Annotated in this window: 14 protein-coding genes; 1 reads left to right on the top strand and 13 read right to left on the bottom strand. The window is 46.7% G+C overall.

The annotated features are described in order from the left end of the window. Positions 1 to 33: 33 nt before the first annotated feature. The 5 genes from recG to QMA01_RS02345 form a co-directional block, all read right to left on the bottom strand. Positions 34 to 2076, bottom strand: a complete 2043-nt coding sequence (gene recG / locus QMA01_RS02365; protein ID WP_290184699.1) for an ATP-dependent DNA helicase RecG — start codon at positions 2074 to 2076, stop codon at positions 34 to 36. Next, positions 2066 to 2965 (bottom strand): L-serine ammonia-lyase, iron-sulfur-dependent, subunit alpha, encoded by a 900-nt coding sequence (gene sdaAA / locus QMA01_RS02360; RefSeq protein ID WP_203339424.1) that lies wholly within the window; start codon positions 2963 to 2965, stop codon positions 2066 to 2068. Before sdaAA ends, recG begins: the two co-directional genes overlap by 11 nt. 16 nt (positions 2966 to 2981) lie before the next feature. Beyond that, on the bottom strand, positions 2982 to 3644 hold the full coding sequence (sdaAB, locus tag QMA01_RS02355; RefSeq protein ID WP_290214219.1) for an L-serine ammonia-lyase, iron-sulfur-dependent subunit beta: 663 nt from the start codon (positions 3642 to 3644) through the stop codon (positions 2982 to 2984). Positions 3645 to 3775: 131 nt separating this feature from the next. Continuing rightward, positions 3776 to 5428 (bottom strand): DAK2 domain-containing protein, encoded by a 1653-nt coding sequence (locus QMA01_RS02350; protein ID WP_191714036.1) that lies wholly within the window; start codon positions 5426 to 5428, stop codon positions 3776 to 3778. An 18-nt stretch (positions 5429 to 5446) separates the two neighbouring features. Next, a complete protein-coding gene (locus tag QMA01_RS02345) occupies positions 5447 to 5809 on the bottom strand; it encodes an Asp23/Gls24 family envelope stress response protein (protein WP_191714035.1) in 363 nt (120 codons plus the stop codon). Positions 5810 to 6029: 220 nt separating this feature from the next. Here QMA01_RS02345 and rpmB point away from each other — a divergent pair, with 220 nt between their 5' ends. Then, positions 6030 to 6218 carry a 50S ribosomal protein L28 gene (rpmB, locus tag QMA01_RS02340; RefSeq protein ID WP_049693306.1) on the top strand — a complete coding sequence of 63 codons (189 nt, stop codon included), beginning with the start codon at positions 6030 to 6032 and terminating at the stop codon, positions 6216 to 6218. Between the two features lie 156 nt (positions 6219 to 6374). Here rpmB and QMA01_RS02335 read toward each other — a convergent pair whose 3' ends face one another. From QMA01_RS02335 to def, 8 genes are read right to left on the bottom strand one after another with little or no spacing between them, the layout of a single operon-like run. Continuing rightward, positions 6375 to 7016: a thiamine diphosphokinase gene (locus tag QMA01_RS02335; protein ID WP_191714034.1), complete on the bottom strand. Its 642-nt coding sequence runs from the start codon at positions 7014 to 7016 to the stop codon at positions 6375 to 6377. Continuing rightward, a complete protein-coding gene (gene rpe, locus QMA01_RS02330) occupies positions 7013 to 7678 on the bottom strand; it encodes a ribulose-phosphate 3-epimerase (RefSeq protein ID WP_290214218.1) in 666 nt (221 codons plus the stop codon). Before rpe ends, QMA01_RS02335 begins: the two co-directional genes overlap by 4 nt. Then, positions 7671 to 8570 carry a ribosome small subunit-dependent GTPase A gene (gene rsgA, locus QMA01_RS02325; protein WP_191714032.1) on the bottom strand — a complete coding sequence of 300 codons (900 nt, stop codon included), beginning with the start codon at positions 8568 to 8570 and terminating at the stop codon, positions 7671 to 7673. Before rsgA ends, rpe begins: the two co-directional genes overlap by 8 nt. A 23-nt stretch (positions 8571 to 8593) precedes the next feature. After that, the gene (pknB, locus tag QMA01_RS02320; RefSeq protein WP_290214217.1) at positions 8594 to 10567 is read right to left on the bottom strand and encodes a Stk1 family PASTA domain-containing Ser/Thr kinase; all 1974 of its coding nucleotides are present in this window, start codon (positions 10565 to 10567) and stop codon (positions 8594 to 8596) included. Between the two features lie 2 nt (positions 10568 to 10569). Next, positions 10570 to 11319, bottom strand: coding sequence for a Stp1/IreP family PP2C-type Ser/Thr phosphatase (locus QMA01_RS02315; protein WP_290214216.1), 750 nt, complete (start codon positions 11317 to 11319; stop codon positions 10570 to 10572). Positions 11320 to 11352: 33 nt separating this feature from the next. After that, entirely contained in the window at positions 11353 to 12705 is a 1353-nt protein-coding gene (gene rsmB, locus QMA01_RS02310; RefSeq protein ID WP_290214215.1) for a 16S rRNA (cytosine(967)-C(5))-methyltransferase RsmB, read from the bottom strand. After that, positions 12702 to 13634 (bottom strand): methionyl-tRNA formyltransferase, encoded by a 933-nt coding sequence (fmt, locus tag QMA01_RS02305; RefSeq protein ID WP_290214214.1) that lies wholly within the window; start codon positions 13632 to 13634, stop codon positions 12702 to 12704. Before fmt ends, rsmB begins: the two co-directional genes overlap by 4 nt. Beyond that, on the bottom strand, positions 13631 to 14140 hold the full coding sequence (def, locus tag QMA01_RS02300; protein ID WP_191714027.1) for a peptide deformylase: 510 nt from the start codon (positions 14138 to 14140) through the stop codon (positions 13631 to 13633). Before def ends, fmt begins: the two co-directional genes overlap by 4 nt. Between the last annotated feature and the right edge of the window lie 6 nt (positions 14141 to 14146).

The following is a 14146-nucleotide window of genomic DNA, read 5'->3' as shown; positions in this document are numbered from 1 at the left end:
AAGAATGCAAGGGAAATTATGCACCCTGCATTCTTAATCCAATCTTCCACCTGATAATACACCGGACTGTTCTATTTGGCGGCGCAGACAGCGCATGTCATCCGCCTGCCAAAATTCTTCACTGTTGATCAATTGTTCTGCATCTTTTCTGGCTGTTTCCAATGCCCGATAATCGTGCACGAGATCTGCCATTTTAAATTCGGGAATACCGCTTTGCTTACGGCCGAAAAAGTCTCCAGGACCCCTCAGCTGCAGATCTTTTTCTGCAAGCACAAACCCGTCATTGGTTTCAGTCATCGTCGCCATACGTTCTTTGCCGATTTCCGTTTTCGGATCCGCCAATAGGACGCAATAGGATTGCTCACTGCCGCGTCCGACACGGCCGCGCAATTGATGCAGCTGTGACAACCCAAAACGTTCAGCATCATAAATGAGCATAAAGGACGCATTCGGTACGTTGACTCCGACTTCAACTACGGTGGTCGATACCAATACATCGATTTTTCCTTCTGTAAACTCGCGCATGGTCTGTTCTTTTTCTTCAGAATGCAGGCGGCCGTGCATCAGCCCGACCGTAAAACGGTCTTTGAAATACATCGCCAGCTGTTGAAACAGATCGACTGCGTTTTGGTAATCCAATTTATCGGATTCCTCGATCAACGGGCAAATGACATAAGCTTGTCGTCCAGCTGACAATTCTTTTTCCATTCGGCCAACAATTTTTCCGAACATCTCTTTTTTCATCCAGTAAGTCTCGATTTCTTTTCGGCCAACCGGCATTTCATCAATAATGGACACGTCCATTTCCCCGAAAGCAGAAATGGCCAAAGTCCTTGGAATCGGCGTGGCTGTCATGAACAACACGTCCGGATTATAACCTTTGTCTTTCAGGACACGGCGTTGGTCTACACCAAAACGGTGCTGTTCATCGGTTATGACAAGCCCGAGTTTACGGAACTGCACTTCCGGCTGAATTAACGCATGTGTACCGATCAGCAAATCGATTTCTCCCGCTGCCAGCTGCTGCAGGATCAACTGGCGCTTCTTGCCTTTTACCGACCCCGTCAATAAAGCGATATTCAAAGAAAACGGCTGAAACCATTGGGACAATGTATTGGCGTGCTGTTCAGCGAGAATTTCAGTCGGCGCCATCAAAGCACCCTGCAGCCCAGCCGTATGGGCTGCATATAGCGCAATGGCTGCCACAACTGTCTTCCCTGAACCCACGTCGCCCTGCAACAGGCGATTCATGCGGAACGGCTCTTTCATATCCTTGCAAATCTCATTGACTACGCGTTTTTGCGCAGCAGTCAAATCGAAAGGCAAGGCGTCAATAAAGAGCTTCAATCGCTCCAAATCATAATCGATAAACGAACCGCCTTCTTCTTCGCGGTTCTTTTTGCGGAGCGCCTGCATCTTCAATTGAAACATCAATAATTCTTCATAAACAAAACGCCTGCGCGCTTGTTTGACTGCTTCACCATCCGGCGGGAAGTGAACCCATTCCAAGGCATCTTGAATTGAAGCCAACTGATAAGTGGCAAGAAATCGCTGTGGCAGACATTCTTCAATGTCTTCTTTCGCCAAATCTAATGCCTGCCTCATCAGCTTACGGAACGTTTTTTGGTGGATACTGCCTTTCAGGCTATAGACAGGTTCAAAATCCGCTCCGCCGGTGCGCGGACCGATGGAATGGCTTGATACCGTAATTACCTGGCGGCCACGGTCCCATTTCCCTGTAAGTGTGATGACTTCCCCTAGATGCAATTTGGCTTTCACATAGGGCTGATTGAAGAAAATAGCCTTAACCAAGTGGCGTCCAACCAACACCCGTACTTGTGTGCGTGACTTTTTCTTACCCAAAAAAAGGATGGAAGCTTCGCTCTCCACCCTTCCTTCCACCGTCACGCGTTCATTATGCGGTGTATCTGCCAAATCCTTCAACTGAAAATCTTCATGGCGATACGGAAATGTCATGATCAAGTCATGTATAGTCTCAATCTTCATTTCCTGCAGGGTTTCGGCAGCCTGTTTGCCGACCCCTTTTAATGTGGCGACTGAATCTTTACTGCCCACTGCCAACAACTGCTCCACCAAAGATTTTGGACTCAAGCCACTTTCCGGTAGGTGTTGCAGCAAGTCCGCCTTTTGCAGTTTCCCGCAATGCACTCGGCATGGATTGGCCGATTTCGAACATGGCACCGATCACTTCATCGCATGGAATACGGCTGGTGACACCGGCCAAGGCCATATCCGCAGCTACAACTGCATTGGCGGCTCCCATTGCATTACGCTTCACACATGGCACTTCCACTAATCCCGCCACTGGATCGCAGACCAAGCCAAGCATGTTTTTCATCGTGATTGCAAAGGCTTCCGAACTTTGCTGAGGTGTTCCGCCCGCCATTTCGATTATCGCCGCCGATGCCATTCCGGCTGCCGATCCTACTTCTGCCTGGCAACCGCCTGCAGCTCCGGAAATCGAAGCATTATTGGCTACGACAAATCCGAAGGCACCTGCTGTAAACAAATAACGGATCATCTGCTCTCTAGTCGGATTCAATTTATTCTGTACCGCAAATAATGTTCCCGGTACAACGCCAGCTGATCCTGCTGTTGGTGTAGCACAAATAGTTCCCATGGCAGCGTTTACTTCGTTGGTCGCAACTGCTTTGCTGACTGCATCAAGCAATAGGTCGCCTGAGAGCGTGTTGCCTTTCGCACGATAAGCTTGCAACAGGACGGCGTCTCCACCTGTCAATCCTGATACGGAATGAACGCCTTGCAGGCCTTTTTCTACGGCTTCTTCCATGACCGTTAAATTACGGTCCATCTGCTTCATAATATCTTCACGTGAACGGTCTGTCATGAGCATTTCTTGTTCAATCATGATTTCAGAAATCAATTTCTGCTCTTTTTCAGCCCGTTCAACCAATTCTCGTACATTGCGGAATAAAGCTTCCATTTTTATACCCTCCAATTTAATCGGCGATTCTCGTCACCTGCGTGATGTTCGGAAGTTTTCTCAACTCATCCATTACTTCTCGATCCACATTTTGATCAACTTCGATGACCATCAATGCCATATGCCCTTTTTCTTTTCGGGATACTTCCATGTGGCCAATATTGATGTCGTATTTATACAAGCAGTTTGCCACATTCGCAATACAGCCTGAACGGTCTTCATGAACTACGAGTATGGCCGGATGATTCCCTGACAAGCGAAGCGGAAAACCGTTCAATTCCGTAATTTCAATTTTTCCGCCGCCGATTGAAATGCCCATCATCGACATTTCAGAATCCTTGTCACCGATGACGATGCGAGCAGTGTTCGGGTGGTCTACATGTCCGGTTTCGGGAATGAATTCAAACGTCATGCCCACTTTCTCTGCTTCCTCGAATGAGGTTTTGATGCGTTCGTCAAACGTATCGTAATCCAACAACCCGCCAATGATTGCGACATCCGTGCTATGTCCTTTATAGGTTTCTGCAAACGAGCCATAAAGATGCACTTTTGCCCAGTCCGGCTGTCTGCCGAATAAATCCCTCGCTACTCTTCCGATGCGGGCTGCTCCCGCAGTATGCGAAGAGGATGGCCCAATCATGACTGGGCCGATTATATCAAAAACAGATTTGAACTTCATGGCTCAAACCCCTTTCTTTCAATTTACGTATATCAATAGTTTACACTATTTCGACATATTTAACAAAAATAAAAGCGCATACAGGGTATGCGCTCAAATCTTAATTTTATTGGAAAATCTAAAAAATAATATTATTCTACAGCAATTATAAACGGATAAAGAGGTTGTTTGCCTTCATGAATTTCAACTTCGACGTCGCTGTTCAGCGTTTCAATGAATTGACCCAACTTTTCAGCATCAGCCGCTGTCACATCTTCACCGAAAAGAATGGTGACAATTTCCGCTTCACTGTCCACCAGCTGTTTAGCCAGTTTTTCGGTTACCGAATCCAGGTTGCTGTCAGAGACAACGATTTTGCCTTCAGAAATCCCCATGAAGTCATCTTTTTTAATTTCGATGCCATCGATTGAAGTATCGCGGACCGCAAATGTCACAGATCCTGACTTCACATGTTTGGAAGCGCTCGCCATGGCAGCCTGGTTATCTTCCACCGAAGCATCTGGATTAAAGGCCAGCAAAGCAGACATCCCTTGAGGTACATCTTTTGTCGGTACGACTGCTGCTTCTATATCCAAAAGCTCAGCTGCCTGTTCTGCAGCCATAATAATGTTCTTGTTGTTCGGCAAGATCAGCACGCGCTCTGCGCCGATCGACTTGACCGCGTTGACGATATCTTCTGTCGATGGGTTCATCGTCTGGCCGCCTTCAATAACATAGGAAGCGCCGATGCTGCGAAGCAAGTCTGCGATACCTTCGCCCATTGCAACCGTCACCACCGCGTATGGCTGTACTGTCTGCTGTTTTGGCGCATTTTTCTGGAAGTCTTCGCCGACAATATCAATATGCTGCTGGCGCATATTTTCTATTTTCATGCTGATCAGGCTTCCGTAGTCCTGCCCATATGTAAGCACTTTTCCTGGTTCTTCCGAATGGATATGAATTTTTGCGATTTCATCATCAGCGATGACCAGCAAAGAATCTCCATACTCACTCAAATCAGAACGGAATAAAGCTTCGTTAAACTCTTTCTTGCCTTTTTCAAATTTCACCATAAACTCCGTGCAGTAGCCAAATTCAATATCAGCTGTATCCATGAAGCTGGCAATATTTTTATGATGTTCTGCGCTGACCAAGTCCGTCATTGAGTTATGCGCATGTTTTTCCGGTAATTCTTCGCCTTTCAATGAAGCCAAGAAACCTTCGTAGACATATACAAGACCTTGTCCGCCACTGTCAACGACACCCACTTCTTTCAAAACGGGCAAAAGATCCGGAGTCCGCTCTAAAGAAGCCTGTGCTTCCGCCAAAACCGTTTCGAACCATACAATGATATCTTCTTCTGTCTTCGCTGTTTCCATGCCTTTGGCAGCCGCATCTTTTGCGACCGTCAAAATTGTTCCTTCAACCGGTTTCATTACAGCTTTATACGCCGTCTCTACGCCATGCTGAAGAGCTTCAGCAAACTTAAGTGCGGACAATTCCGTTTCGGCTGCAATGTATTTGCTGAAACCTCTGAAAAGCTGAGAAAGAATAACACCCGAATTTCCTCGGGCACCCATCAACAAGCCTTTTGATAAAGCGTTTGCTGTTTTGCCGATGTGTTCTTCTGCTTGGGCAGTCGTTTCCTTCGCTCCAGAAGTCATCGATAAATTCATATTCGTTCCTGTATCGCCATCAGGCACCGGGAACACGTTTAATGCATCAACATAATCCGCATTTTGAAAAAGATGGTGTGATCCCATCTGAACCATTTCAGCGAACTTTAATCCGTTTAATGACTTCATAACTGACTCTTCCTCCTCCTACGGGTTCGTTACACGAACTCCTTGGACAAAAATGTTTACTGCTTTTACTGACATTCCTAATGTTTGGTTTACTGTGTATTTCACTTTGGACTGGACTTGATAAGCCACTTCAGAAATTTTCGTACCATAACTGATGATGACATACATATCAATGACCAAATCGTCATCTTCCTGGCGCACAAGCACTCCTTTAGCAAAATTTTCTTTGCGAAGGATATCTGTCAAGCCGTCACGTATCTGGTGTTTCGTTGCCATGCCTACAATACCATAGCATTCGATAGCGGCGCCGCCTGCTATTTGAGCAATTACATCATTGGAAATATCGATTTGACCATATTCGTTCTTCAATTCAATCGACATTGAAATTCCTCCTTGAGTCCTATTTCACTCTTTTCATTCTACCTTAAACCCTTATAGAAGAAAAGGAGGCGTTTTAGGGTGTAAAGGTTTTTTTCTTTAAAGACCTCGAAATATAGTTGCAAACCCGATATGTCTGTGGTAAATTATTAAAGTATGTGAAACGAAAAACGAACTGAAATTCTATAATAATTTTCAGCTTCACTTGTGAGGAGGGACTTACATGCCTAAAGTATGTGCAATTAGTGGACGTAAAGCTCGCGCCGGAAATGCCCGTTCGCACGCAATGAATTCGACGAAACGTACATGGGGAGCAAACCTTCAAAAAGTTCGCATCCTTGTAGACGGTAAACCGAAACGTGTATGGGTTTCTGCAAGAGCCATGAAATCAGGAAAAGTTGAGCGCGTATAATCGCTCATGGATAATGCCGGTGCTGATCTAATCAGCCCGGCATTTTTTCGTTGTAAAAGTATGCTTACATAATCGCTTCAACGTAATATAAAACTGTAAAACAGGCAACGAGAAGGAGTCTCCTTCTCGCTGCCTGTTTTGTGTCGCTTTGAATGTTTAAGCGTCGGAACTTTCCACCATCAGACAGCTTCCGCTTTGTATAATGACACTGCCATGCCCAAGCAGTTCATTGCTGACAAAGCGCGTGGTCCCGTAAGGTACAGCTTCATCGGTCACTGGGTATTTAAATCCTGACAAAGTCAACCCCTCCACTTCCTCTGCAAATGGATAAAACGAAACATAACGGTAGCGTTCATCCTTTTCCACGGCGTGCGTGCCTGGACTTAGGAAGCGAATGCGGTTTTGGTTATTCAATAGGAGAAAGTGGGTTTCCGGGAATTTCTGCTGGTAACTGAACATGATATGCAAAGCACTCATATAATGATCGAGCCGCCCGCCTGTTACCCCTGTCAAGATGACTTGATCCGGATGATAGGTCATCGCCTTCTCCAGCCCCAACTCGGTATCGGACTGTTCTTTTTCAGATGGAGCCCGTGTCAATTCCGGCATGACTGCAAGTATTTTTTCATATTCTTCAGCAGTAACCGAATCAAAATCGCCTATGGCCGCTAATGGCCGAATGCCTTTTTCGAGAAGCGTCAACGTACCCGAATCGACGCCGATATAAGAAGCTTCCGGAAAAAAAGAAAAGTCCGGCAGTTCACCTGCCGGACCTCCTGCAATCAGGATGAGTTTCACGAAATCGCCTCTTCTCCCGCTTTCCTGATCGCTTGAAGAGCCTGCGTCCGGTCTTTCTTGCTGTAGATGGCTGATCCTGCCACAAAGACAGTCGCGCCAGCTTCTGCACAAGGTTTGATGGTTTCTTCGTTGATGCCGCCATCTATTTCAATTTCGATGGAAAGGCCTTTTTCCTTAATGATATCCGACAGCTGCTTGACTTTTGGAACGACAGAATGAATGAATTTCTGTCCACCAAAACCAGGGTTTACAGTCATGAACAGGACCAAATCGATATCTTCCAACACATGCTGTATCGTTTCTATCGGTGTATGCGGGTTCAAAACGACACCCGGTTTGACGCCAAACGAACGGATCAATTGAATAGTCCGGTGAAGGTGCGGGCATGCCTCTACATGAACAGTGATAAAGTCAGCACCTGCTTTCGCAAACTCTTCAATATAAAGATCCGGATTTTCAATCATCAAATGGACATCCATCGGTAATTTGGTCAACGGACGGATGGCATTCAAGACAATCGGCCCAAATGAAATATTCGGTACAAAATGGCCATCCATAACATCCACATGGATCCAATCTGCTCCTGCTTTTTCCACTTCCAATACTTCTTCTCCAAGTTTTGCAAAATCGGCTGCTAGAATAGACGGTGCAATTTTAATCATTTGAATACCTCGGCTTTCGGCTCATTATTTCTTCCAGGAATTTCAGGTAATGCTTATAACGGTAATCAGGAATTTCATTAGCCTCTACGGCCGCTTTAATCGCACATTTAGGTTCATTCATGTGCAAACATTCACGGAATTTGCAGTCATTGGAACGCGCTGCGAATTCCGGGAAACAGGCAGACAACTCTTCCCGTTCGATGGTTTCAAAATCGAATGAACTGAAGCCAGGCGTATCCGCCAATAAGCCATTATTGACAGCAATCAGTTCAACATGGCGCGTGGTATGCTTTCCGCGGTTCAGCGCTTTGGAAATATCGTCCGTCTTCAACTCCAAAGATGGCAGGATGGTGTTCAACAAAGTTGATTTCCCCACTCCCGACTGCCCTGCCAGAACGCTGATCTTCCCTTCCAGGACGGGCATCAAACGATCTTTTAACGCAGGATCATCAATGAAAGTCGGAATTACTTCATAACCAATCTTTTCGTAATCAGCTACATAGCGTTGGATTTTGTCTTTCTCTGCCTCTTTCAGCAGATCCATTTTTGTCAGGCAAATGATCGGCTGAATCGAATGCGACTCAATAGCGGTTAAAAAACGGTCCAATAACAACGGATGGAAGTCCGGCTGTTTGGCTGAAAAAACAAGGATGGCTTGATCGACGTTTGAAATTGGGGGCCTCACCAATTCGTTTTTCCGCTCATAAACATGCAGGATCGTCCCTTCCAAATCGTTGTTTTCCGCTTTGTAGTCAACATAATCCCCGACGAGCGGCGTTATTTGGCGATTGCGAAATACCCCACGGCCACGGCATTGGATGTAACGCTGTCCGTCTTCATCCAATACGTAGTAAAATCCGCTCAATGCTTTTCTGATTTGACCTTTCGGCATCTTTCCACTCCTTTAGTTGCTGTTTAGTCTACGCTTGAATATTCAAAAGTTTCTTCTTGGATGACCGTAGAATCCCGGACGATCCTGTAAGAAGCCCTTTCTCCTTCGGCAATCTGCATTTCGATGCGATGCTGCTTGTCTTCTGTAATGGCAAACTCCTCGACAGGCTCTACCATCGTCTGTGAATTGTCCTGGACATAGATCTGGACGGTCTGCTCCACAGGCTCTTCGCCTTCTGCGGCGGGTTCAGCAGGTTCATATGGAATTTCTACAGTATGGATATAGGTTTTCATCGGTTTTTCCGGTTGGCCTGCTGAGATAACGACTTCAATTGTACTGCCAGCTTCCAACTGTTCTCCAGCAGCAGGGGTCTGGGACATGACTTTCCCCGCTTCGACTTCATCAGATGCTTGTTCCGATATTATGCGGATATTAAATCCGGAAGAACGGGCGTATTCATTGAGGTTCTCTTCTGTAAATCCTGCCAAATTCTCCACATTGCGAAGATCCGGACCTTTGCTGACAATAAACTCTACAGTGGTCTCACTGATGATGACTTCTTCACCAGCTGCGGGTTCTTGAGTCAGAATGGTGCCCACCGGCTGATCGGAAAATTCTTCACTGGACTCAGCTGGCGCAAATTTCTGTTCTTCCAGTGCTTCTTCTGCCTCTTCGAGGGTACTGCCGACAAAATCATCCATTTCAGCAACTTCTTTGCCCATACTGACAAATAATTGAATTTGGGTTTCGCGATCCCTCATTTTTCCGGCTTCCGGTATCGTTCGAACCACATGACCAGCTGCTATCTGTTCCGAGTATTCATCTGTTTCTTCACCCGCAATAAACCCTGCGGCCTGCAGTTCTTCAAGTGCTTCGTTGCGCTCCATGCCGGTTATATCCGGAACAGCTACTTGTCTTGGTTCGAATAAACCCGGAAAAGCAATAGCGAGAACCAATCCGCTGATCAGCAGAAAAGCTAGAATCCCTAAAATCCATGGCCATTTTTTCTTTTTCTTCTTGGGTGGAACTTGCTGTTCATTTTTCACTTCATTGACCGGCAATGGCATCGTTTTCGTATCCGTCACAGTCGTATAAGCAGCGGCGTCTTTGATTGCTGGCATGGCACGCGTTTCATCCTGATCCTCAGGAACCATGAATTTGGGTTCATTCAGACGTTCCGGCAATAAAGCTGTAGCCAGATCTTCTTCCATTTCATCAGCCGACTGATAACGGTGTTGCATGTTTTTTGCCGTGGCTTTTAAAACGATATTTTCCAAACTTTGAGGAAGTGCCGGAACTGTATCACGCAAAGAAGGTGTTTCGGTCTGCAGATGCTTTAAGGCAATCGATACAGCCGATTCACCGGAAAACGGCAGCTTGCCCGTGATCAATTCGTACATGACAATACCGAGTGAGTAAATATCGGATTTTTTATTTGCTGTGCCCCCGCGTGCCTGTTCAGGAGACAAGTAATGGACGGTCCCCAGCACAGAATTGGTCTGGGTGTAGGACGTTGCACTCAACGCCATGGCAATACCGAAATCGGAAATCTTCACATTGCCTTCTGCATCCATCAAAATGTTTTGAGGTTTAATGTCCCGGTGGACGATTTGATTGTGATGGGCATGTGCCAAAGCCGATGTCAATTGTTTCATAATCTCAACAGCCCGCTCAGGCGATACTGGTGAATGTTCGATTATGTACTCTTTCAAGGTTTTTCCTGGAACGTATTCCATCACCAGGTAATGGACAGATCCATCTTCGCCCACGTCAAAAATATTGACGATGTTCGGATGTGCCAGACTGGTGGTGGACAACGCTTCCCGTTGGAAACGTCTGCGCAGTTCTTCTTCATTTGAAAAATCGTAACGGAGGATTTTGATCGCGATGTCACGGTCCAAAATCATGTCATGTGCCAAATACACATTGGACATTCCACCGCCGCCAATCAATTCCTTGATTTTATAGCGGCCGTTGACGCTTTTGCCTATCAACATACTTATACCTCCTCATCCACAGAGTACAGAAGAATCAAGGAAATATTATCTTCTCCTCCAAGATCATTGGCCAAAGTGACCAGCTCCTGCCCTTTCTGGGAAAGCGGAGCTGTTGATCTGACGATGGAAGCCAATTCCTCTTTCGAAACTTTATTGCTGAGACCATCTGAACAAATCAATAGATAGGAGGCTTCATCAAAAGAGAAATTGATCATTTCCCTTTCAATCTCAGCCTCGGTCCCGAGCGCCCGGACAATCCAATTTTTCTTCGGATGTTCTTCAGCTTCTTCCTGGCTGATTTCCCCGCTGTCGACCAGCACATTGACATACGAATGGTCTCGTGTAATCTGATTGATGCCGCCATTGATCAAGTAAGCACGGCTGTCGCCGATATGGCATAGAATGCCTTCTTTGTCATCAATCAGCGCCGCAATCAACGTCGTGCCCATCCCTTTGCATTCCGGATTGGCCAACGAATGTTCAAAAACCAGCCGGTTGACTGTTTGAATACGTTCCGAAAGCCATTTTCTTTTGCTGTCAAGCGTCAGGAACGACATTGCCTCATCTTCCAGAAAATACTGGCTGAGCTGATCGACGGTCATTTTGCTGGCAACATCGCCGGCTTTATGTCCGCCCATTCCATCCGCCACGACTGCCAATAGGAGGCCGTCGGGGCGTTTTAATACCGCCACACTGTCCTCATTTACTTCACGGATCCTACCTGTATCACTTTCTACCACATACCGAAACAAATCATGACACCCCGATTCTAATCTTATCCTGCTTTAAGCTGTTGCTGTTTTCTGGGTCTTTTGAAAAGCCGCGATGAAAAAACCATCGCTTCCATAATCCTGCGGAAATACCTGAACAAAGCCTGTATGCTTGATGCCCATGGCTGCAGGCAAGGCTGCCTGGATTTTCTCCATTTCAGGATGTTCTTTCAAAAACTGTTCAGCTGTCCCTCTGTTTTCCATGGCATCCACTGTACAGGTGCTGTAGACCAGTATGCCGCCTTCTTTCAATAGGCGGGCTGCCTGGTCCAGCAGCTCGAGTTGGATTTTCTGCAGACGGGCGAAGTCCTCTTCTTTTTTCGTATACTTAATATCAGGTTTACGTTTGATGACACCCAAACCGCTGCACGGAGCATCCACCAGGATGCGGTCGAATTTTTCTTCACCGAAACGTTCAACGCTTTTCTTGCCGTCGCCCACTTCTGTTTCAATGACCTTGTGGCCCAATCGCTTGGCTGTTTCGTCAATCAGCTTTACTTTATGTGCGTGCAGATCAAGCGCATACAAAGTTCCGCTATTGTTCATCTTTTCCGCAATGTGGGTGGTTTTGCCGCCAGGTGCTGCGCACATATCAAGCACGGTCATGTCCGGTTCAACCTGCAGGGCATAAGCCGGCAGCATGGAACTTTCATCTTGGATGGTGATAAAACCTTTTTCGAATGTAGCCGTGCGGGCAGGTTGGCCATTTGTGACAATCAGGCATTCCGGGATGAATTTACTCGGCACTGCCTCCAGTTCTTCTGATTCAAGCATTTCAATCACTTCTTCGACTGTGGCACGGGTGGTGTTGACACGGACAGTCTGCAATGGCGTTTTGTTGTTTTCCAATGCCATTTCACGTGTTTTTTCCAAACCGAATTGTTCTGCCCAACGTCTGATCATCCAGATTGGGTGGCTCGTTTCGATGGAAATCTTTTCGTATGGGTCACTGATGGTGTTGAACGAACGGACGCCATTGCGCTGAACTGAACGCAGAACGCCATTGACCACAGAAGCCACTCCGCCATGTCCACGGCGTTTTGCGATTTCAACCGCCTCATGGACCACTGCGTGTGCAGGAATCCGATCCAAGTAGACAATCTGGTACAAGGATAATCTCAGCAAGGTTTTAACCCAAGGTTCGATTTTCCCTTTCAGGTAAGGTTCCAGGTAATAATCCAGTGTCATTTGATGCTGGAGAGTGCCATATGTGATTTCCGTCAGCAAGCCCCTGTTTTTAGCTGCAATGCCATAGCTTTCAATCGTCTGGTGAAGCAATAAGTTGCTGTAAGCCTGCTTGTTCTCCACTGCCCATAGGATTGAGAATGCGGCATCGCGGACGTTGCCTTGAAGTTTTTTATTTTTCATTCGAATAAATCTCCTGCCTGGATTTTAGGTCCTTTTAAATACTCTTTTGCCGTCATGCGTTTTTTTCCTGCCGGCTGCAATTCGGTGATGGCCAAAACGCCGTCTCCGGTCTGGACCAAAATCGAGTCTTCGGTCAAGCCGACAACTTTGCCGGCTTGGCCGCTGGCATTTGATGACGTTTTTTCAGCCCACCAGATTTTCATATTCGCTCCATTGAACGTTGTGTAAGCAACTGGCCATGGATGCAATCCCCGAACTTGATTATAGATGGCCGCAGCTGGCTTCGACCAGTCGATGCGTTCCTGCTCACGCGAAATATTGCGGGCATAAGTAACCGCCTGTTCGTCCTGAGGTATGCGTTCGTTTGTTCCCGCAATAATCGGCGGCAGCGTTCTCTTCAACAAATCACGACCAGCAATGCTCAGCTTGTCGAACATGCTGCCGGTATGGTCGCGTTCTTCAATCGGTACGACCACCTGCGAGATGATATCGCCAGCGTCCAACCGGTCCACCATGTACATGATTGTAACGCCTGTTTCTTTCTGGCCATCCATGATGGCTTGATGGATCGGCGCGCCTCCGCGGTATGCCGGCAACAACGACGCATGGACATTGATGGCTCCAAGTTTCGGTGCTTCCAAAATCTCACTTGGCAAAATCTGCCCAAAAGCTGCAGTAACAATTAAATCAGCTTCAAGATCCAACACATGTTGAAGCTCTTCCGGATTTTTCAGTTTTTCCGGCTGATAGACCGGCAATCCAAGGCGCATCGCTTCTTCTTTAACCGGTGTTGCCGTCATAATTTTTTTGCGACCGACTGGCCGATCCGGCTGCGTAACGACGGAAATGACTTCATAGCCTTCTTCGACGAGCATCCGCAAGATCGGTGCGGAAAAGGCAGGGGTTCCCATAAATACGATTTTGGTCAAACCTGTTCCTCCTCTTCTTCCTGCTGGCGGATCATTTCATCCAATTCTTCCTGTGTCACATATTTTGTTATTTTGCTGGTAAACAAGACGCCGTCCAAATGGTCCATTTCATGCTGGATCGCGCGGGCTTCATAACCTTCTGCTTCCAGCTCATACCAGGAACCGTCGCGTTCCTGTGCCTTAATCTTGATGTGATCATAGCGCTCCACTTCCCCAAAAATCCCTGGGAAGCTGAGACAGCCTTCAATATCGGTTTCAGCACCTTCAAATAGCACCAGTTCCGGATTGATCATTTCAATCGGATCCTGCCCTTCACGGAAATCAACGATCGCGGCACGAATTGCTACGCCTACTTGAGGGGCGGCAATGCCGACGCCATCCGATTCCACCATCGTTTCATGCATATCATCCAAAAGAGCCGCCAGTTTTTTATCAAAAGCCGTCACCGGCTGACATTTCGTTTCCAATACTTCGTTCGGGTGTTTTACTACCATTCGAATAGACATATTCAT

This window comes from Planococcus notacanthi (genome assembly GCF_030407825.1).
GTDB classification, from domain to species: Bacteria; Bacillota; Bacilli; order Bacillales_A; family Planococcaceae; genus Planococcus; species Planococcus notacanthi.
The sequence above is the reverse complement of the archived record's forward strand: the minus strand, read 5'-3'. Positions and strand labels throughout refer to the sequence as shown.

Bases quoted from the DNA above. Each gene is read 5' to 3' on its own strand.
- sdaAA (WP_203339424.1), bottom strand. From the start codon at position 2,965: ATGGAAGCTTTATTCCGCAATGTACGAGAATTGGTTGAACGGGCTGAA.
- sdaAB (WP_290214219.1), bottom strand. From the start codon at position 3,644: ATGAAGTTCAAATCTGTTTTTGATATAATCGGCCCAGTCATGATTGGG.
- QMA01_RS02350 (WP_191714036.1), bottom strand. From the start codon at position 5,428: ATGAAGTCATTAAACGGATTAAAGTTCGCTGAAATGGTTCAGATGGGA.
- QMA01_RS02345 (WP_191714035.1), bottom strand. From the start codon at position 5,809: ATGTCGATTGAATTGAAGAACGAATATGGTCAAATCGATATTTCCAAT.
- rpmB (WP_049693306.1), top strand. From the start codon at position 6,030: ATGCCTAAAGTATGTGCAATTAGTGGACGTAAAGCTCGCGCCGGAAAT.
- rpe (WP_290214218.1), bottom strand. From the start codon at position 7,678: ATGATTAAAATTGCACCGTCTATTCTAGCAGCCGATTTTGCAAAACTT.
- rsgA (WP_191714032.1), bottom strand. From the start codon at position 8,570: ATGCCGAAAGGTCAAATCAGAAAAGCATTGAGCGGATTTTACTACGTA.
- pknB (WP_290214217.1), bottom strand. From the start codon at position 10,567: ATGTTGATAGGCAAAAGCGTCAACGGCCGCTATAAAATCAAGGAATTG.
- rsmB (WP_290214215.1), bottom strand. From the start codon at position 12,705: ATGAAAAATAAAAAACTTCAAGGCAACGTCCGCGATGCCGCATTCTCA.
- def (WP_191714027.1), bottom strand. From the start codon at position 14,140: ATGTCTATTCGAATGGTAGTAAAACACCCGAACGAAGTATTGGAAACG.